Below are 19,453 nucleotides of genomic sequence, written 5' to 3' on the forward strand. Positions count from 1 at the left end.
AGAAACGAAGAGGGAAAACAAAACATTGACAACTTCCAGCCATTCGAGTGCATCATAGTGTAGTGGTAGATTTTCCATGTCCATCATTGGATGGATGGAAAACGACTTAGGAGGTTTGCATGGCGAATGCCGTAGAGCTGAAGGGGCTGACGAAGCGGATTGGCTCGAAGACGGTCGTCGACAACTTGACGTTCGACATCCCGGAAGGCGAGGTCTTTGGATTTCTCGGTCCAAACGGTGCCGGAAAAACGACGACCATTCGCATGATGGTCGGTCTCACTTCCATCACGTCGGGCAGCGTATCGATTCGTGGACATGATGTCGTCCGCGAACACGAGCAGGCGATCCGGCAAGTCGGGGCGATTGTCGAGAATCCGGAGATGTACAAGTATCTGACAGGCTATCAAAATTTGAAACAGTACGCACGCATGCTGCCGGGCGTGAACAATCGGCGGATCGAAGAAATGGTCGAGTTTGTGGGACTTTCGGACAGCATCCATCAGCGGGTCAAAACCTATTCGCTGGGCATGCGTCAGCGCCTTGGGCTGGCGCAAGCGTTGCTCCACAACCCATCGGTGCTGATTTTGGACGAGCCTACGAATGGACTTGATCCCGCCGGTATTCGAGAACTGCGGGATCATCTGCGGACGCTTGCCAGAACGCAGGGCGTGTCGGTCATCGTATCGAGTCACTTGTTGTCCGAGATGGAATTGATGTGCGATCGCGTCGCCATCATTCAACACGGAAAGCTCGTGAACGTCGAGAGAATTGGCGATGCAGCGGGAAGCGAACGTGCACAAGCGCCGCTCAAAGTGTTTGTCGAGGTTGACGGACCGTCTCAAGCCTATGTCGCCTTGAATGGTTTTGCTGGTGTGGAACGTGTGTCCGTGGTGGATCGGGGCGTTGAGGTCGAAACGCGCCGAGAGCATGTTCCGTCGATCCATCGGCGACTCGTTGAAGCCGACATAGCGGTGTACGAACTGCGCGTGATGAATCGTTCCCTGGAGGATCGATTCCTCGAGATGACAGGAGGTGTGCCGTCGGATGCTCGGACTTCTGTTGAATGAGCACGTGAAAGTGTATCGCAGAATTCGAACCTGGGTCTTCTATGCGGTGGTCGCTGCGGCGATGATTGTGGCTGGCATCATCGTATATCACACGGCTGGGCATGACGATCATCTGCAGGAGAACGCGGTCCACTTTCTGACGGACGGCGATCAAGCCGTCAACTTGGTTGTGATTTTTGCCGCAGTGGTCGCTGGAGATATCGTGGCAAACGAATTTGCGCTGGGAACCATCAAATTTTTGTTGATTCGGCCAGTTGCTCGCTGGAAGATCCTGTTGTCTAAATATCTGACCGTGTTGTCGTTCTCCGTCTGTATGATGGTCTTTCTGATGGTGACGGCCTATGTCGTAGGCGGTCTCTTCTTTGGCTTTGGCGGTGCGGACGATCCCTATCACTACGTGCACGGAACAACCATCGTCTCTGTTCCGATGTATGTCGAAGCCTTGCGTGATTACGGATTGGCTGCGGTTACGCTGTTGATGACCGTGACTGTGTCATTCATGATCTCCACGTTGTTTCGCAGTTCATCCATGGCGATCGCGCTGTCGATCCTCCTCCTGTTTCTTGGCGCAGTTGTCACCCACCTGCTTGCGCGATACACGTGGGACAAGTTCATCCTGTTCACCAACTGGGACTTGACCCAGTACACCGAAGGTACGCCTATTGTCAAAGGGATGACCTGGCAGTTTTCGGTCGTTGTGCTGGCAGTGTATTTCATCGTCTTCATGGCGATCTCGTGGTTGTCCTTCACGAAACGCGACGTTGCCGCGTAAGGACGTACAGCCAGGTGAGAACACTGGACACCAGGACAGGCGCCGTAAGTAGAAGGGCGATGTGGTAGGGAAGAGAACCAATCAGAAAAATGCCCATCGATATGCCCATGAACACATTCATGGTCAGTTCCGAAAACGCGCCGAGGTGCAATTGGCGCAGGGCTAACAGGCCAGCGCTGATGCCGACGATAAACGAGGCGATGCCGCCGATCGTTTTGTTGTGCTCGAGCAGCTCCACCAACAGTTGTGTCGCAAAGGTCAACCTCGTCAGGGCCGTGTTGGTCAAGGATTCGGGCAAGTCCAACGCACTCGCGGGTTTCGATCTCGCTTCCATCAGCCGATACAGGAGCCATATCTCGAGGATGGCGATGGGGAGAGTCATGAACAGCATAACAGGTCACCCCTTCTAACAAACTGTATGTCCATCATCGAGGCACCATGCGGCGGGAATGTTCTGGTTGCATGGTGCATGAAAAGGACTGACTGTCGCAGCGTCTGCGACAGTCAGTCCTTTTCTCACACAAGCTCACGCGACTGTCAGTTCCACTGGTATTTGTTTGCGAATGTCTCACAAACGGTCGCGCAGTGCAGACACATGGACCGGTTGTCGGAGGACACCGGATCCGCGTAGCGACCCGACTCTTCCGTGCACAGCCGGCATACTCTTGCGCAGTACAACAATGCGGTCTTCATGATGGGGCTCTTGCGTGCAATGACGCGCGTCGTCAATAGGCATACTTCGATGCAATCTTGCAGAAGTGCCAGTTGCCGCCGCCTCATGGGCGCATCGGGTTGGCACATCAGGATATTGAGCGTTCGTTCGCAGTGGAGCATGCAGTCCTTGACATATTCGCAGATGGTCATGCATTGGTGGTATGGATGGGGCGAAAACCATACCTTTTCAATTTCGATCTTTTCTTCTTCGTACTCGACATAGCCGAAGGTTTGTTCGGATTTCGGTACGCTGTATGCTGTCGGAGCTTGCGGTGGAATCGTAGTCTTTGGAGCTGGGCTGATAAACTCGACAACGGGTGACGACTCGGGATCGAACGCGAATGACTCGGATGTTTCGGTGATACCTGAGACGTCGAGCGACTCGATTGGCTCAGGAGACGATTCTTCCGACTTGGGTTGTTTCGGCCAGTGCGGTTGTTTGGGCACGTTTCCTTCAGCGCGATCGTCCGACTGATAACCAAAGGAGTTTAGGAACTCGTTTGCCACCGGGTATACCCTCCTCATATCGATAGCGATACCCCATCAAATGCAGTGGGCGACTGTCCTGTGCGTCAAACGGGTCACTTGCTACGATTTGTGCTACACTGTTGCAGATATGGAACATGGCGATCCACCGTTCCAGCCCGTCGCACGTCGACGAGTGGTGAGTCGAACGCAGAATTTTTAAAGAGGTGATATTCTCGATGCCAATCAAAATCCCTGATCACCTGCCGGCCACTGAGATTCTTCAATCTGAACATATATTCGTGATGCCTGAGGAGCGGGCATTTGCGCAGGATATTCGACCGCTGCGAATCTTGATCTTAAACCTCATGCCCCGCAAAGAGGTCACCGAGACGCAGTTGCTTCGATTGTTGGGCAATTCTCCATTGCAGGTGGAGGTCACGCTGCTGCGGATGCGTTCGCACGTCGCAAAAAATACGTCCGAGGAACACCTGACGACGTTTTATCGGACATTCGAGGACGTTCGGCGCGACGCGTACGACGGGATGATCATCACAGGCGCGCCTGTCGAACAGATGGCTTTCGAGGAAGTGAACTATTGGCCTGAACTATGTGAAATTCTAGATTGGACGCGATCGTCCGTCACTTCGACGATGCATATTTGCTGGGCCGCGCAAGCGGCACTGTACCGCCACTACGGGCTGCAGAAGTATGCGCTCGGGGGGAAAGTCTTCGGCGTTTTTGAGCATACGGTGAATGTCCGCTGCAATTTGACACGCGGTTTCGACGATGTCTTCCTGGTGCCCCATTCGCGCCATACGGAAATACGCCGAGAAGACGTTCAAGGAATCGGTGGACTCGATATCCTGGCGGAGTCAAATGAAGCTGGTGTGTATCTGCTCGCAACGCCGGACGCGAGACAGATCTATGTAACTGGGCATCCTGAATACGATAACATTACGCTCGCTGAAGAGTATCGGCGCGACGTGGAAAAGGGTCTTGACATCTCAGTGCCGAAACACTATTTTCCGAACGACGATCCGAATCAGGAACCGGCAAACCTGTGGCGTTCGCACGCCAATCTGTTGTTTGCCAATTGGCTGAATTATTGTGTGTACCAGGAGACGCCTTACGATCTAAGTGGGCGTATTCGCGACGAAGCGCTGCACTTGTAAGAAAGTCTGGATTTTTGGCGATTCAGGAGGTGGGTTGTTACGGTTTCCTTCGTAAGAGTGACGACAGCGTTTGTATTTTCGTCGATTCTTTGGATACTGACCCGAATCGTCAGCGGCAGTCCAAAAGTTGGGATGATTTTGGCCCTCTTTCTGCTCACCTTTGGACTGCTATCGACAGTTCGCACCTATCTTATCCACCGTAGATACTTGCGATTCGACGCTTTTTGGCAATATGTTCATCCGGCCTTGGCGAGCGTAATCGTCGCCGCCATCATCCGATTCACACACCTCTAGAGTGTCGTCGACGGGATACAAGACAACCTGCGACTAGTTCGACTTGCTTCGACAAAGTTGTAACGGTTTTGTTCAAATATTCTACGGCGATAGCGGGTGATTTCGTCGTATAATGTTGACCGTTGACTTGCTTGTGTGGGGTGGGAAGATGATGACGTGCGCAAATAAGACCACCAGCCTCGTTGAATACTTGCGTAGAAAAATGGTCACGCTTGCGGAGCAGTCGGGAAATTTACTGGATGAAGAGGTTATCGTAGTCAGCCAGCGGTTAGATCGCTATCTTGTCCAAGTCCAACGCTGGACTGACCGTGGGCAACCTGACCACGGGCAACCGAGCCGCGAGGTCCGTGTCGGCCGTCTGACTCGTCAGGACAGGCTGGAGAGCTGGAGCGAGCGGCGCTGGTACTACCGAAGACAGAGAATCAAACGCGCCTCGCACAAATGGATGATTTGACTCGCTTCGTCGGACAGGGTACGCTGACTACGGAATTCGCAAATCTGCAGGAAACAGAGCGAAGGATGTGGCAGTGACTGTGCATTCGTATTGGTTTCACATCGGGGCATTCCCTGTGCGATCGTATAGTACGGTATTTGCACTGGCGTTTTTGCTGGGATTGGGCATAACGCTGTATTTCGCAAAGCTGAAAGGCAATCCAAACGACGCTGATCATTGGTGGGCACTTGCGCCGTATTGTTTGATCGGCGGTATCGTTGGCGCACGTTTCTGGCAAGTGTTTTTCTTTGATTTTGGTTACTATGCTTCGCATCCCGGACAAATCATTCAAGTATGGAACGGTGGTCTTTCCATCCAAGGCGGCATAGTGGGCGCTTTGGCCGCGTCGATGATTTACTTGTGGCGAAAGAAACAAAGTTTCTTGCATTTTGCCGACATCGCCACGCCGGGTATCCTCCTCGGTCAAAGTATTGGCCGCGATGCAGATTTCATGAACGGCAGCGCATATGGAGCCCCCACACATCAAGATTTCGGCATTCTATTTCCAACGGGAACGCTAGCGAGGGACGAGTACGGAAATCAACCGCTGTGGCCGGCTGTCATCTGGGAAGCCCAGGTCGACATCATTCTCATGGCGATCCTGTTTGTCATTTTGCAGAGAAAAAAAGGGTGGCCGCTAGGCTTCCCGTTTGTGTATTACCTCGTCGTGTACAATATCTGTCGGTTCTTTTTGGAGATGTTGCGCGGCGACTCCCCAAGAGGCGTATTCGGCTGGGATGCGGCCCAATGGACCGCGTTGGCGACAGCCTTGGTCGGACTCGTCCTTGGTGTTTGGATTTTCCTAAAAGAGCGTCGTCGTTCGCCGCTTTCCATATCGAATGGCTCTGCGTGATGGAAAAGTGAACGGTTTGTCGCCAAGTACATAAGTTCGTGTGCTTGAACATGGACTGTGCCTATGTCGATTAATAAGATCGACTAGGACAGTCCATGTTCATAATGAGGGGCAATTACTGTTCCAGAAATTTGAGATCGCATCCAAACAATTCGCGAAAATCCTCTTCAACCTGGCTGTCCGCCGATACATCCACAGTTTCACGCAGATTCCAGCCATAGCCGACATGCAGTGTTTGGCCTTCGAGACGCATGTACAGCTCGTCGGGGTTCAAACCGAGTTGAAGCGTCAGAAGTTTCGCAAGCCGCAGCAGTGTCATGAGTTGCCGAATTCGAACGTCACCTTGGCTTGAGAGTAAGCTGGCGACATCGAGAATCTCTTGAGATGTCAGTCCGTACAGGTACGATGACATGACCAGATAAGCCGAGTGTTTCGTCCACTTTTCTGTGTTGATGTAACAGCCGCATCCTTCGATTTGCGCAGTGACCCACAGGAGTTTTCGATCCCGCTCCGACATGTGATGGACTTCCTGCAGGCAGTCGAATAAGTCCAGTGAAGTCGTCGTCACGATTTCTGCGACGTTCATATTGACGTCGAACACGCGTTGAAAATTGCAGACGCTGTGTTCGAGAACGGATGATAGGACAGGCTGTTCAGCATCGTGCAACAGGGCCTCGAAGAAGATACCCTCGCGCAATCCATTGCGACTGACAATCAGCGCTGGGGGAGCGATGTTCGAAGCAATGGCGCGAACGGCGGCAAATCCAGCGACGAGAATTTCCGCGCGCGATTTGGAAATACCTTTGACCTTGCGGCGCTTTGCAACAGACATTGTCTGTAGATGAGCGAATTCATCGTCGATAAATGCCGGATCCAACACATAGCCGTGCAACCGCTCCTGTTCGCGTTGTTGCTGGGCCATGTGCAATTTTGCTACAGCTCTTGCCGTGCCGCCGAGGCCGACCATGGGCAGACCCTTCGCGTCTTTTAACCACTCGATCTCGGCCAAAGCGCGCTGAATGGTCTTGAACGCTTCTTCTGCGGCTGCCGACTCGTTCAAGTGATGGTGCATTTCTCGCAGATTCAACGCGCCGTATGGAATGCTGACGACATTGGCCAATTGTCGATTGCGAACCAACATCAATTCGCTGCTCGCTCCGCCGATATCAAACAGCAACGCGTCGGAAATGTCGAGCGTGTTGATGACGCCCAAATATCCATAGCGTCCTTCTTCTTTGCCGCTGATTACGCGAAACGGCAAGGTCGTTTCCGCCAGCAGTGTATCTAAAACTTCAGCTCGGTTGGACGCTTGCCGCACCGCTGCGGTCGCAACGGCGACCCAGCGGGAGACGCCAAGCAGTTTGCCTGTCCGAACGAACAGTTTGGTACAGGCCACCGCACGGAGGATACCATCAGCAGGGATTTTTCCCGATTTGGCGAGGTTGTGCGCGAGGCGAACATTCTGTTTCATCTCGTACACCGGGCGATACGTCCCGTCAAGGCCAATATCGTAAATAGACAAACGGCAGGAGTTAGAACCGAGATCAATGATGCCAAGGCGTTCCGCCACATTCATCTAAACAACTTCTTTACTATGGATTGGATGCGACGATGGTTGTTCATGGGAGAAGCCATCCCATTCAGCGTTGTGAAGCGGGATCGTTCAATCAACTGTTCATAATGCGTGAGCAGCGCAATCTGATAACGAATTGCGCTGTCAAGCGGATCTGGGCAGATGGCCAGATCCATGCCACTCTCCCAAAAATGCAGTTGACCGTACATGTGCATCCCCCGACGGATAAGCTCATCTGCCGGAAGGGAGAGGTACACCGCGGCGTCCGGAGATGGTGCAAATCCGTAGAGCTTTTCCAGCCACTCCAAGGAACGGCCGCGAACGAGTTGGCGGGCAATCAGGGTGTAAACGTACCGATCCGCGATCACGACCATACCGCTGCGCAATGCCGGAACAATGCCGTTTTCCAACTCGTCCGCAAAATCGGTCGCATAGAACATACCCATTGTCGTCGAGCCGAGAATGGGGTCTTCCTTCGCTTCTTCAATCGCCTCGCCCATGAGCTTGGATCGTTTGATCCCAGCCATATAGACGGCGTGGCCCTCGGCTTCGAGCCATCCTTTTAACAGTTTACACTGTTGCGTGTGACCAGAGTAGTCTGAGCCTTCAATGACCACCAATTTGCCGTCCATATTCTGTTTTTGCAAACGAATCCGCGGCGGTTTCGAAGATGGTGTCGCAGGTTGTGCAACGAATTGCGACGACACTTTGGTCTCTGAGGCGGGGGCGATGGGAGCAGGGTACTCGTAATCGGATAACACGCGTTTGACCACTTCACGGACCTTTGCCTGCTGTATGTGGATAGGCTCCGTGGCGTCGACCACGGTGAGTTCTCCTACTGCGGCCAATCGATCGTAGACATCCTTGACCATGCCTTGGAACAATCGAAAACTCTCGACCGGATCGTCGGATAATCCGAGATCGAGCCCGGCTTCGTGGTACTTCAATTCGGGGCGGCCCGACAGGATGCGCTCGACGGCCACATCGAGCGGCGTTTGGAAGTACAGCGCAAGCGAAGGCGTTGGCGCATAGGCGTATGTGTTTTTAATCCACTCCTGATCACACCCTCGCGCGCCGTCGCGAGCGAACGCGGTGTAGATGTACCGATCCGCCAATACGATTTGACCCAGCCGAAGCGCCGGCATGATCACGCGTTCCAGGCGATCATAGAAGTCTGAAGCGTGAATCAAATGAAATGTTCGGGGCGTTAGGCTCTTTTGCTTCTTCGCGCGCTTCGTCCAACTTTTGACGAGCGAGGACGAATTCCACTCGCTGGACACAACGGGATAGCCTTCGCGCTCCAGCCATGTTTTCAACAGCTGAAGTTGTGTACTCTTTCCTGAGCCATCGGTGCCTTCCACGATGATCAACCGTCCGGGCAAGGTCATAAGAGATCCACCCCTGCTTCGTTGTTATTCAGTCTGACTTATGGTAATCCTGAATGCATGATGTCATACCGAACAGGGGTTTCGATGAAAGCAAAAATTCGTGTGTCGGCGACCGCGATTGTCCTCGACGGCAGAGGTCGCTTCTTAATGGTTTGTGAGGGTCAAGGGCAAAAGGCTGGGAAGTGGAACTTTCCGACTGGCCGCGTACGGTTGGAGGAGGATGTGCTGGCTGCGGCTCATCGCGAATTGCTGGAAGAGACGGGGCTCACCGCGGAAATGGATGGAATTGTCGGCATTTATCGATATCGAAGCCCAGCGGGCCATCATGCCGTGCGGGTTGTCTACAGGGGATTGTATCAGGGCGGACAGGTGAGGTTGCCGCAATCCGAAATTCTGGACGCGGTCTGGATGAGCCATGACGATCTGCGCAAGCTGCCGGACAAGTCCATCTGGATTCCACGCGTTATCCGAACCATTGCGACTGATCTGCAGACCAACGCGTCCTTGCCTTTGACCGTCGTGACAAGTCTATACGGGAAACGCGATGCGGCCAGAGAAGGGCTTTTTGCGAATGGATGAATAGCGACCCGAAAAACGGTCACAATAGGTTTGCATCATCACACACCACAAGGAGGTAAACAACCATGGCAAACAACAACAGCAACAGCACGTTGATCCCGCAGGCGAGCAAGGCTTTGGATCAAATGAAGTACGAAATCGCTTCGGAGTTTGGTGTGAATCTCGGCGGTGAGACCACGTCTCGCCAGAACGGTTCTGTTGGTGGGGAAATCACGAAGCGCCTGGTTGCGTTTGCTGAGCAAAACCTCGCAGGTCGCGGTTAAGCAATTGTGACCGTGTGATTGGGCAAGCACTTATTATCAAGCACGGGCTGAATCCCGCATCCAATGCGGGATTCAGCCCTTTATGAGGTTCACACGTGTTCGACGAGCTGCCGCAAATCCGAAATGGTGATGTCCGGATGATAGGGAAGCGCTTCGAATGGCTTTTCTTCTCGGTTGCACCAGCAAGTCCGAAATCCAAACGCCTTCGCCCCGGCGACGTCCCACGCGTTCGACGAAACGAAGGTGATGTCGGCTTTCTCCGCGCCCAATCGCCCCATCGCGAATGCGTACGCCTTTCGAGAAGGCTTGTAACTGCGGACGGGATCGACGCTGAGAATATAATCGAAGGAAAACAAAATGCCCGCTCTGTCCGCAAGCTTCTGCAGCGCATGCAACGTGCCATTGGACAAAATGGCGGTTCTTGCGGTCAAATCACTCAGTGTTGGAATGACGTCTGGGTAGACGGCCAACTCCATGGCAGCCTGTAACAACGACTCTCGAAGTCGGGCTTGTTGATCAGACGGGAGGAGGGTTTGTCGCAAAACGATATCCAGCGATTGCGCCGCCAAGCGGTCAAAGTCCTGGTAGCGTTCCATGAGTGTCGATTGCCACGCCAACTCGAGGTGAAGCTTGCGCCATTGTTGCGCAATGTCCTGCGCGAGTTCCGGGGTTGCGCTGGTTTGTTGGGCCGCGATGGCGACCCCGCTCCAGTCAAACAGCGTGCCATAAGCGTCAAAGATCACGGTTTGCATGTTCTTTCCCCCCACATCAGGTACGACGGCCATTACACGCCGCGCGCGTCGGGATCCCAAATGATCTTGTGAATTTGCATATTGAGTTTGACATCCTTGAGGCCGGATTCCAGTATCTTGCTCACCAACCGTTCCGGAGGCATGCTTTCCCAGACGGGGGAGAAGAGAACCGTGGCGGCGGTTGGGTAACGATGGATGACGTCGACGGCTGTGTCGAAGTCGCGATCGTCCGCGATCACGAATTTCAACTCGTCCTGCGGGGACAAGACCGACAGGTGCTCGTGAACCATCTTGGCTTGTTCGCCGCTTGCAGGCAGCTTGTAATCGACGATGAACCGAACTTTCTCGCGCTGTGTGGCGGAAGCATCGCGGGTCATCGCGAACGGCCGGACGTCGATGGCGCCGTTCGTTTCGATGTGAATATCGCGAATCTGCGGCAATGCGGCGAGCGCGTCGATCAACAGTTGCGATCTGTGGCGGTGAATCAGCGGTTCTCCGCCCGTGAGGCAAATGTTTTGCCACGGATACCGCTGAACTTCCTTCACGATGTCCGCGATGGATGCTTCAAAGGCCGGTTTGGCGGGCGCGTACGAGTAAGGTGTGTCACACCATGCGCAACGCAGGTTGCAATGGAATACGCGTACGAAAATCGTCGGAAAGCCGGCGCGCGTGCCTTCGCCTTCGACGGTATCAAAAATCTCCACCATAGGAAGGCGCGTTTCCTGTTGCCAATCGGCTTGCAGCGCGTCCTCATAGTGTTTCCGCCAAGCGGGATATATGTCCACTGCGTTCATGTCGCTCATTCGCTCTCCATCCATGCGCGCTTTAACGTTGCGCTGCTTGTAGGTGTCTCGTAAAGGGTGAGTTCTTCCAGGCGAATCGCCTGCTGTGGATCGGTTTGCCCACCCAGAGCAGCATCGAGTCTCTCCCACATCCAGACAATCATGTTCTCGGCGGTCGTATTCATGTGCGGCAGGACCTCGTTGAGGTATCGGTGATCCAGCCTGTCCTCAATTTCTTCCTTATATATCCGCTTCAAGTCGCCAAAATCCAGGACAATCCCGATGTCGTTGACGAAGCCGCTGACTGTGATCACGACGCGGTACGTGTGCCCGTGCAAACTGGTGCATTTGCCGTCGTACGCGTGCAAATGATGCGCCGCATCGAATGTGAAAGATTTGGTGACCGCCACGCGCCGCCGATGGTAGGCCAATTCGTCGCGCTGGATGTCGGTTCCCAGTTGCTGCAGCTTGGTTGGAATAGGGTAATCTTTCAACGATCGTCTCTCCCTACAGAACGTGTTGAATGCTTTGGTCCACGGAACCGCCCGAAGCGGTTGATCACGGTAAAGTGGGCTGCCTCAAAGTGATTGGTCACTTCGAGACAGCCCCGAGCATGCAAACGTGAAGTTCAACCCGCGATGGACCTGCGATACGCGTCGACCAGTGCATCGACGGACAATCAACGAGTCGTATGCAATTTTTCGACGTGATTTTCAGAGCATTCTTCTGGCAGAACCCATTCGTTGCCCCAGTTTTGCACAGCCTCCATCACAGGGCGCAGGGCCTTGCCTTTAGAGGTTAATTCGTACTCAATCCGCACCGGGGTTTCCGGGTACACATGGCGGACAAGAATACCGGCTTTCTCCAGCTCTTTAAACCGTTCAGCCAGCATTCGATCGCTCATGTTCGGGATCATTTCCGAAATGTCTTTAAACCGCTTGGGTCCCTGCATCAGGACTCGAATAATGAGCCCGGTCCATCGTTTGCCTAACAGAGCGAACGCCGACTCAAATTTTGGGCAAAGTTGTTCATGGTTCCCCATGACCATCATCTCCTGGCATCATTGTATCACAACTCATCCAGTAATCAGTACCGAATGTGAGTAACTTTCGTTTCATGTCGTCAGAATATTCGACCTCGCATGGCGGATTCCTCCATACGTTGCACATGTGCACCAGTTCTGCTACATCTTAAAGTGGTTGTCCGAGTAACTGTTGTCCATGTGCGTATGGACAAACAAATCGGATAGGCGCATCCGTATGTGCAGACAGGAGGAACTCCGTCTTGATCCCGCCAGCCTTTGCATTTCCCACGCCGCGGCCGCTCGATGAACACGCCCGAGTCGCCGCACAGTCGCGTTTGAACCAACTGACGAAACCTGTCGGGAGCCTTGGCGTACTGGAACCCGTCCTGTGCGATCTCGCCGCGATTCAACGCAGGCCCATTCCCGCCTTGCGACGTCCGCATTTTCTCGTCTTTGCGGCGGATCACGGCGTTGCCACAGGCCGTTCGCTCTCGCGCTACGGACAGCATGTGACAGAGGAAATGGTTGTGAATATCGCCATGGGCACATCGGTGTCCTCGGTGATGGCCCGAACCATGGGAATCCCGGTCGACGTGTACGACGTCGGTGTCATGCGCAAGGTTCGCCATCCCAACGTGCATGTCGCAAAAGTCGCCTTGGGGACGGCCGATTTCACGCGCGGCCCGGCGATGTCCACGGCCGAATGCGTGCAGGCTCTCTCGTGTGGCATGAACGCCGCCAGGCGGGCCATTGAGCAAGACGGCGCCGACATCATCGCCATCGGCGAAATGGGGATTGGCAACACGACATCTGCGAGTGCGCTTGCGGCGTGGCTGCTGGATCTGGAACCGTCTGTCGTCGTCGGTCCTGGGACCGGGATCAGTCAGGCTGCCCACAGGCAAAAGCAGCAGGTCGTCGAAGAAGCCTTGGACGGATGGAATGAACAGTTGCGACTGGAATCCGGCAAATGGAGTACAGAGGACATGCTGGTGGCTGGATTCGCGAGGCTGGGAGGATTCGAACTGGCGGCCATGGCTGGCGCCATGATTCAAGCGGCGGCACTTGGCGTTCCGACGCTGCTCGACGGTTTGCTCGCAGGTGTATGCGCATTGTGGGCGACACGGGTGTCTCCGACCGTGTCGCCATATCTGATTGCAGGTCACCTGTCTCCGGAACCGGCGCACAAGATCATTCTCGAAGCGCTCGGCAAGAAACCGCTGATTCAACTCGGTCTGCGGGTGGGAGAGGGAACCGGCGCCATGATGGCGTGGCCGGTATTGATGAATGGCTGCGCCGTGATCGCAGAGACCGCCACGTTTGCCGATGCTCGCGTGGACAATCCATTTGAGGAAGCCCACCAGCCTGCAACGGCTGTCTCACGTTCGGCGTTCGCCGAATCGGCAAATCCGCCGACGCGAAACGACTTCAGCGAGGCGGAACGACAGGCCGTGTACAAGGTCATCGCCGCACGGCGCGACATTCGCGTCTTTCTGCCCGATCCCATCCCAAAGTCGACCCTTTGGCGGATTCTCGAAGCCGGGCATCGCGGGCCGTCCGTCGGCTACATGCAGCCGTGGAATTTCATCGTGATCGAAAATCTCGACGTCCGGCGGCAGATGGCTGACGTCGTCGAGCGCGAACGCGTCAAGGCGGGGGAGAAGTTCCCCAACGAACGCCGCGATTACTATCTCCGGCTGAAGGTCGAAGGGTTGGTCGATGCGCCGCTCGCCATCTGCGTGACAAACGATTCGACGCGCGGCGGACCGGTCGTTCTCGGACGCAACACGATTCCGGAAACGGATTTGATGTCGACGTCCTGCGCGATTGAGAATATGTGGCTCGCAGCTCGGGCCGAAGGGCTTGGCATGGGCTGGGTGTCCATCTATGAAAAGGCGGATATGCGGCGCATCCTGGGCATTCCAGATCATATCGATCCCGTCGCGGTGCTATCGCTTGGCTACACGCCGCACTTTCCCGATGTGCCTGTGCTCGAGCGGGTGGGATGGCGGGATCGACTCGATCTCAAGCAGCTTGTCTATTTGAACCGCTGGAATCACGTATGGGAGGAGGAATTCGAATGAGAATTTACACACGGGGCGGAGATCTCGGAAAGACCGCGTTGATTGGCGGCGAGCGGAGAATGAAGAGCGACCTTCGCGTCGAGGCGTACGGAACGGTTGACGAAGCTGGGGCGTTTCTTGGACTCGCGCTGAGTCAGATGCCCGCGCAAGGCTTCGACGACATGAGGGATGTCATTTTGCGTGTGCAGCAGTCGTTGTGGGATGTCGGCGCGGATTTGGCCGCTCCGCCGTCGGCGGCTGACACCTACGTCGCGCGGACGTCGGACGAAGCGGCCAGTGAACTGGAACCGCTCATTGATCAGTTTCAAAGTGAAGCCGCGAAATTGGATAAATTCGTGCTGCGCCAAGGCCATCCGGCAGGCGCGGCCCTGCATGTGGCATGTACGGTCGTCCGCCGCGCGGAGCGAGCGGCTGTTCGGTTGTCGGAAGTGGAGGCCGTGTATCCCAACACGATTCGGTATCTGAACAGACTGTCGGATCTGCTGTTTGTGATGGCTCGAGCGGCGAATGCCCGCTGTGAGGTATCGGACACGGATTACGAAAACAGCCCGTCAGTCTTTCGCTAGGATGGAATTTGGTCGAAAATTGGCGATTGACATTCGATTCTTTGGTACACTAGGATGAAAACGGATCATTAGACTACTAGGTGCTCTGCGACACAAGAAGCAGAGAGAATAGGGAAACCGGTGAGAATCCGGTGCGGTCCCGCCACTGTAAACAGGAAGTGCGCATGCAAGCCGTGTTTTGACACGTGCGCGGTGCGCGGCGCTGTCGTCCACTGCATTCAAGCGATGTGGGAAGGACACGGCGCAGTGACCTGTCAAGCCAGGAGACCTGCCTATGTAGTGTGACGAGCTAACCTTCGAGGAGAGGTTTGTTTGTGTATGGAAATTCTTCTTTCCATGACGGACAATACAGTCGATTCACATCGACGGACTCATCTTTCTCGCAAGGGACGCTCCATTCAAAGGAGGGTTCCATTTTTATGAACAGATTCCGCATGACCATGTCGCTGATCGCTTCCGTGACAGCAGCTTCCCTGCTTGCGGCGGCTTGCGGTGTCACGACCTCGAACTCGGTGGCAAACGGTCAAACAGGCAACGGGTCCAGCAACGCTGCCAGCGCTTCCCAAGCGCCGATGGCCGCATCGACGAAACCTGCTTTTCCCATCACGTTGACCGATGACGCTGGCACCAAGGTGACCGTTGACAAGCAACCCATGCATATTGTGTCGGGTACAGAGGGCACGGATGAGATTGTCGCGTCGCTGGTGCCGAAATCGCGAATCGCGCTGGTGACCAATCTCTCGAGCAATCCAGAATTCTCGGACGCGGCCGCATTGGTCAAAGGCATTCCGCAGTGGACTGGCGACGATCCCGAAAAAGCTCTCTCCGTCCACCCTGATCTGGTGTTGATTGCCTCTTACGCGCCAGCAAAAGTCATTACACAGGTGCGGGACGCGGGTGTGCCTGTGTACGAATTCAACGACTTCACGTCCGTCACCAGCATCGAACACAACATTGGCGTCGTCGGTGAGTTGGTTGGCGAGCGTGCCAAGGCGAGCGCTATTGTTCGGAACATGAATCAAAATATCCACCGCATTGAAACCGCGGTCGCCAAGCAAAAACGGCCGACGGTATTGGATTACAGTTCGTATGGTTACGCTGCGGGCAAGGAGACCACGGTCAACGACGTGATTCGGATGGCGGGCGGCACAAACGTTGCCGCCAACTTGAACGGCTGGGCGAAGATTACCGACGAGGAGATCGTGAAAATGAATCCAGACGTCATCATCGATTCCAGCGACGACGCGGCGTTCGCCAAGAAACTCGAGAGCGATCCAGGCTTGCAGTCGGTGTCGGCCATCAAAAACCACCGCGTGTACTTAATCAACAGCGCTGATCTGTCATCAGTTTCGCAATACGTCGTCAAGGCCGTGTATGACGTTGCCAAGGTCATTCACCCGAATGTTTCCATTCCGAAGGTTCAGGTTATGCAATGACGACGCGCGGGCGTTTGACGTTCGGCGTCTTAATCGCCGCGTTTCTCGTATCGAGTGCGCTCGAAATTGGGATTGGACCGATGGCAATCCCGTTTTGGCGCATCATTCCGGACACGTGGCAGTACATCCACGGTCAGCACACGACCGATGCGACGGTGATTGGCGCGCTTCGCTGGCCGCGTTTGCTGGTGGCCATCCTCGTTGGTGCGGGACTGGCGGTTTCAGGCTGCGTCCTGCAGGCGGTGTTTAAGAATCCCATGTCCGATCCCGGCGTCATCGGCGTTTCCAGCGGCGGAGCTTTGGGCGCGGTGCTGACGATTGCCTTGGGCTGGAGCGCCAAGTCGATTTGGGTGACACCGGTGGGCGCGTTCGTCTGCGGCCTGTTGGTGGTCTTCATCATCTATCGGCTCGCGACCATCGGTCGACGAACCCATCTGTACGCGTTGTTGCTGGCTGGCGTCGCCATGGGATCGCTGTGCAGCGCCATCATTACCGCCATCCTGGATCTGTCGCCGCTTGAAGCCATGCAGCAAATGATGTTTTGGCTCTTCGGCGGCCTCGACGGCAGCGACTGGCACGAAGTGATTCTGCTCGCTTGCACGGATGCCGTCGTTCTGACGGCCTTTGTCGCGTTGGCTTGGGCGCTCGACATCATGGTCACAGGCGAAGAACACGCTGAAGGCGTCGGTGTGCCGGTTCAGCGAGTGAAGCAAGTCACGCTGGCGATGTGCGCCTTGCTGGTCGGTATTTGTGTGAGCACCACTGGCGTGATTTCCTTCGTCGGCCTCATCGTCCCGCACGTGCTTCGCTACTTTGTCGGGGCGCGCCATCGCGCACTGATCCCGGCGTCGGCGCTTGGCGGCGCCATTTTGCTGTCGCTCGCGGATTTGCTTGCGAGGACCGCGCTGTCGCCGATTGAGTTGAACGTCGGTGTCGTCACGTCGTGCTTGGGCGCGCCGTTTTTTCTCTACTTGTTGTTTCGCCGCGGTCAGGTATGGGGAAGGGAGTGAAGGCGTTGCCTATGTTGCAGTTGGATTGCGTCGCGTTCGATCCCGTCTTGGCATCGGTCACGATCTCGTTTGAACCAGGCAGGCTGGTCGGCGTCATAGGTCCTAACGGCGCAGGTAAATCGACGCTCCTCAAAACCATCGCCGGACTGCTCGCGGCGACGTCTGGCCGCGTGCTGGTCGATCACGTCGACTTGCGCACGGTCTCGTCCAAACTACGGGCGCAGAAGCTCGCCTATCTGCCGCAGACGCTCGCGGAAGACATCCCGTACACCGTTCGCGAGTTCGTGGAAATGGGCAGATTCAGCCACCAGTCGATGTGGAGTGAAGTGCCAAAGACAGGCAAAGCGCGTGTCGAAGACGCTTTGGCTGAGATGGGGCTGACCACATTCGCGGACAGGCCGATGTACCAAGTGTCTGGCGGTGAGCGGCAACGCGCCGGGATCGCCCGGTGCCTTGCTCAGGAATCGCCGATCTTGCTGCTCGACGAACCGATTTCAAACCTCGACATCTTCTATCAGTTGGACATTATGGGCAAATTGTCCGAACTTGCGGCGCGCGGCCATCTGCTGTTGGTCGCCATTCACCATCTGGAATTTGCCTTGCGCTTTTGCGACGATTTGCTGGTCCTGACGAACGGCAAACTCGTCGCATTCGGCCCTGTCGAGGACGTGTTTACGGAGGACCTGATACACGAGGTATTCGGAATCGATGCGGCGATGTTCACGGATCCTATTCGTCACTATCCCCGTTTGAGTGTCGCGTTGTCAGAGCAAAAGCACGGTCCAGGGAAGGCGGCGCGCGTATGACAGTCATCTTCGTGACAGGCGGGGCCAGAAGCGGCAAGAGTCGATTTGCGGAACGGTTGGCCGCAGAGCTTGGACAGGCTTCGACCAAGCCCGTCTGTTTCGTGGCGACGGGCAAAGCGATTGACGCGGAGATGGCGGCTCGAATCGAGAAGCACCAAGCGACGCGGCCCACAGAGTGGCGCACGATTGAGGCGCCCATCGACGTCGCGTCGGTCATCGATGGGGGAGCGGCGGACGTCTACGTGATCGACTGCCTCTCGTTCCTGCTCAACAACTGGATCTACGAGTTGCGCTTGACCGAAGACGCTTTTTTCGATCACGTCGGTCGACTGGCCTCCAGCCTTGCCCGATCGGACGCCACTTGCATCGTCGTTTCGAACGAAGTGGGTCTTGGCATCGTTCCGGCAGACGCGGAAAGCCGTCGCTTTCGCGATTGGTTGGGCTGGCTGAACCAAGCCGTCGCCAGGATGGCGAGCCAAGTCTATCTGGTGACGAGCGGTATCGCCATCGACTTGAAGGCGTATCCTGGGGCCGTCTTTGATCACGGCGATCCATCGAATTGAGGAGGACCTGACGTGAAGGACGCATGGCGGGCGTTTGTGATGGCCTGGCAGTTTTTCACCATCATCCCCGCGCCGCGCATTCAGCAACCGACGGCGCGCGACATCCAGCGCGGCGCATATTTCCTGCCTTTGATTGGACTCTGCCTCGGCTTGGTGCTGTGTGCCGGGTACTGGCTGCTCAGCCGCCTGTTTCAAGCACCTGTTGCAAGTTTTCTCGCACTGCTCGCCTACAGCGCCATGAGTGGATTTCTGCATCTCGATGGATTGATGGACACAGCCGATGCCGTGGGGAGCCGCAAACGTGGAGACGAGGCTCTCTCCATTATGAAGGACAGCCGCGTCGGGGCTATGGGCGTGATCAGTGCCGTGTTTGTCCTGGGGGGAAAGTGGCTGGCCCTCATGGAGATGCCGCATGGCAGCCTCGGGACGCTCGTGACCACGCCCATGTTGGCGCGGCTTGCCGTGCTTTCGGCCATGGCGGTGTATCCGTCCGCGCGCGCCGAAGGGTTGGGCGCACTGTTCGCGAGGCAGGTTGCCTATCCGCGTGTCGCGATCGCGGCAGTCGTGGTTTGCGTCCTTTCGTACAGTGTCATGCCGCCGCGCTTGTTCACGATTCAACTCGCGATCACGGCCCTTTTGGTGTGGACCGTCGGGCGGTGGATGGTCCGTCGATTCGGCGGCATGACGGGCGATACGTATGGCGCAATCCTGGAAATCTCGGAGTGGGCGCTGTGGCTTGCGGCCGTCGCGGCCTGAGGCCGGATTAGCCGCGGCCGGAATCCCAGTATTCCTGAACA

At 55.6% G+C, this 19,453-nt stretch carries 22 protein-coding genes and 1 riboswitch; of the genes, 14 read left to right on the top strand and 8 right to left on the bottom strand.

All coding sequences use genetic code 11. The features are described from left to right. Positions 1-119 precede the first annotated feature (119 nt). The gene (locus AAC01S_RS11790; RefSeq protein ID WP_067622426.1) at positions 120-1,067 is read left to right on the top strand and encodes an ABC transporter ATP-binding protein; all 948 of its coding nucleotides are present in this window, start codon (positions 120-122) and stop codon (positions 1,065-1,067) included. Then, positions 1,045-1,839 (top strand): ABC transporter permease, encoded by a 795-nt coding sequence (locus tag AAC01S_RS11795; RefSeq protein ID WP_067622432.1) that lies wholly within the window; start codon positions 1,045-1,047, stop codon positions 1,837-1,839. Before AAC01S_RS11790 ends, AAC01S_RS11795 begins: the two co-directional genes overlap by 23 nt. On the opposite strand, the gene AAC01S_RS11800 is transcribed toward AAC01S_RS11795, so the two are convergent. Beyond that, positions 1,814-2,230: a hypothetical protein gene (locus tag AAC01S_RS11800; protein ID WP_067622435.1), complete on the bottom strand. Its 417-nt coding sequence runs from the start codon at positions 2,228-2,230 to the stop codon at positions 1,814-1,816. The two genes, AAC01S_RS11795 and AAC01S_RS11800, sit on opposite strands and share 26 nt — an antisense overlap. Before the next feature lie 146 nt (positions 2,231-2,376). Further along, positions 2,377-3,060, bottom strand: a complete 684-nt coding sequence (locus AAC01S_RS11805; RefSeq protein WP_067622437.1) for a four-helix bundle copper-binding protein — start codon at positions 3,058-3,060, stop codon at positions 2,377-2,379. Positions 3,061-3,257: 197 nt separating this feature from the next. Between AAC01S_RS11805 and metA the strand changes: the two genes are divergently transcribed. The 3 genes from metA (at position 3,258) to lgt (ending at position 5,833) form a co-directional block, all read left to right on the top strand. After that, a complete protein-coding gene (metA, locus tag AAC01S_RS11810; RefSeq protein WP_067622439.1) occupies positions 3,258-4,193 on the top strand; it encodes a homoserine O-acetyltransferase MetA in 936 nt (311 codons plus the stop codon). A 445-nt stretch (positions 4,194-4,638) separates the two neighbouring features. Beyond that, on the top strand, positions 4,639-4,941 hold the full coding sequence (locus AAC01S_RS11820; RefSeq protein ID WP_157071152.1) for an aspartyl-phosphate phosphatase Spo0E family protein: 303 nt from the start codon (positions 4,639-4,641) through the stop codon (positions 4,939-4,941). 79 nt (positions 4,942-5,020) lie between these two features. After that, positions 5,021-5,833 carry a prolipoprotein diacylglyceryl transferase gene (gene lgt / locus AAC01S_RS11825; protein WP_067622446.1) on the top strand — a complete coding sequence of 271 codons (813 nt, stop codon included), beginning with the start codon at positions 5,021-5,023 and terminating at the stop codon, positions 5,831-5,833. 115 nt (positions 5,834-5,948) lie between these two features. On the opposite strand, the gene AAC01S_RS11830 is transcribed toward lgt, so the two are convergent. Beyond that, positions 5,949-7,409 carry a Ppx/GppA phosphatase family protein gene (locus AAC01S_RS11830; RefSeq protein ID WP_067622449.1) on the bottom strand — a complete coding sequence of 487 codons (1,461 nt, stop codon included), beginning with the start codon at positions 7,407-7,409 and terminating at the stop codon, positions 5,949-5,951. Beyond that, positions 7,406-8,794: a dTMP kinase gene (tmk, locus tag AAC01S_RS18845; RefSeq protein ID WP_083511739.1), complete on the bottom strand. Its 1,389-nt coding sequence runs from the start codon at positions 8,792-8,794 to the stop codon at positions 7,406-7,408. Before tmk ends, AAC01S_RS11830 begins: the two co-directional genes overlap by 4 nt. 84 nt (positions 8,795-8,878) lie before the next feature. Here tmk and AAC01S_RS11840 point away from each other — a divergent pair, with 84 nt between their 5' ends. Together AAC01S_RS11840 and AAC01S_RS11845 are read left to right on the top strand one after the other, a co-directional pair. After that, complete coding sequence (locus AAC01S_RS11840; RefSeq protein ID WP_067622451.1) at positions 8,879-9,373, top strand: NUDIX hydrolase; 495 nt, start codon at positions 8,879-8,881, stop codon at positions 9,371-9,373. Positions 9,374-9,438: 65 nt separating this feature from the next. Continuing rightward, a complete protein-coding gene (locus tag AAC01S_RS11845; RefSeq protein WP_067622453.1) occupies positions 9,439-9,636 on the top strand; it encodes an alpha/beta-type small acid-soluble spore protein in 198 nt (65 codons plus the stop codon). 89 nt (positions 9,637-9,725) lie between these two features. Here AAC01S_RS11845 and AAC01S_RS11850 read toward each other — a convergent pair whose 3' ends face one another. The 4 genes from AAC01S_RS11850 to AAC01S_RS11865 all read right to left on the bottom strand — a co-directional run bounded on the left by AAC01S_RS11850 (position 9,726) and on the right by AAC01S_RS11865 (position 12,212). Next, positions 9,726-10,388 (bottom strand): haloacid dehalogenase type II, encoded by a 663-nt coding sequence (locus tag AAC01S_RS11850; protein WP_067622456.1) that lies wholly within the window; start codon positions 10,386-10,388, stop codon positions 9,726-9,728. 32 nt (positions 10,389-10,420) lie between these two features. After that, positions 10,421-11,191, bottom strand: a complete 771-nt coding sequence (locus tag AAC01S_RS11855) for a 7-carboxy-7-deazaguanine synthase QueE (RefSeq protein ID WP_370670826.1) — start codon at positions 11,189-11,191, stop codon at positions 10,421-10,423. Then, the gene (gene queD, locus AAC01S_RS11860) at positions 11,188-11,664 is read right to left on the bottom strand and encodes a 6-carboxytetrahydropterin synthase QueD (protein WP_067622459.1); all 477 of its coding nucleotides are present in this window, start codon (positions 11,662-11,664) and stop codon (positions 11,188-11,190) included. Before queD ends, AAC01S_RS11855 begins: the two co-directional genes overlap by 4 nt. Before the next feature lie 185 nt (positions 11,665-11,849). Beyond that, positions 11,850-12,212, bottom strand: a complete 363-nt coding sequence (locus AAC01S_RS11865; protein WP_067622461.1) for a winged helix-turn-helix transcriptional regulator — start codon at positions 12,210-12,212, stop codon at positions 11,850-11,852. A 242-nt stretch (positions 12,213-12,454) separates the two neighbouring features. Between AAC01S_RS11865 and cobT the strand changes: the two genes are divergently transcribed. The 7 genes from cobT to cobS all read left to right on the top strand — a co-directional run bounded on the left by cobT (position 12,455) and on the right by cobS (position 19,412). Beyond that, positions 12,455-14,275, top strand: a complete 1,821-nt coding sequence (gene cobT, locus AAC01S_RS20145; protein WP_174520849.1) for a nicotinate-nucleotide--dimethylbenzimidazole phosphoribosyltransferase — start codon at positions 12,455-12,457, stop codon at positions 14,273-14,275. Further along, entirely contained in the window at positions 14,272-14,841 is a 570-nt protein-coding gene (locus AAC01S_RS11875; RefSeq protein WP_067622464.1) for a cob(I)yrinic acid a,c-diamide adenosyltransferase, read from the top strand. Before cobT ends, AAC01S_RS11875 begins: the two co-directional genes overlap by 4 nt. A gap of 62 nt (positions 14,842-14,903) precedes the next feature. Beyond that, a riboswitch (cobalamin riboswitch) is annotated at positions 14,904-15,131 on the top strand. 129 nt (positions 15,132-15,260) lie between these two features. Then, complete coding sequence (locus tag AAC01S_RS11880; protein ID WP_067622467.1) at positions 15,261-16,277, top strand: ABC transporter substrate-binding protein; 1,017 nt, start codon at positions 15,261-15,263, stop codon at positions 16,275-16,277. Further along, on the top strand, positions 16,274-17,287 hold the full coding sequence (locus tag AAC01S_RS11885; RefSeq protein ID WP_067622469.1) for a FecCD family ABC transporter permease: 1,014 nt from the start codon (positions 16,274-16,276) through the stop codon (positions 17,285-17,287). The genes AAC01S_RS11880 and AAC01S_RS11885 overlap by 4 nt, the downstream gene beginning before the upstream one ends. A gap of 11 nt (positions 17,288-17,298) precedes the next feature. Next, positions 17,299-18,093: an ABC transporter ATP-binding protein gene (locus AAC01S_RS11890; protein ID WP_067622472.1), complete on the top strand. Its 795-nt coding sequence runs from the start codon at positions 17,299-17,301 to the stop codon at positions 18,091-18,093. Further along, a complete protein-coding gene (gene cobU, locus AAC01S_RS11895; protein WP_067622475.1) occupies positions 18,090-18,656 on the top strand; it encodes a bifunctional adenosylcobinamide kinase/adenosylcobinamide-phosphate guanylyltransferase in 567 nt (188 codons plus the stop codon). Before AAC01S_RS11890 ends, cobU begins: the two co-directional genes overlap by 4 nt. A gap of 12 nt (positions 18,657-18,668) precedes the next feature. Next, positions 18,669-19,412 (top strand): adenosylcobinamide-GDP ribazoletransferase, encoded by a 744-nt coding sequence (gene cobS, locus AAC01S_RS11900; RefSeq protein WP_067622478.1) that lies wholly within the window; start codon positions 18,669-18,671, stop codon positions 19,410-19,412. The last annotated feature ends 41 nt before the right edge of the window (positions 19,413-19,453 follow it).

This window comes from Alicyclobacillus acidiphilus NBRC 100859, from assembly GCF_001544355.1.
GTDB lineage: Bacteria > Bacillota > Bacilli > Alicyclobacillales > Alicyclobacillaceae > Alicyclobacillus > Alicyclobacillus acidiphilus.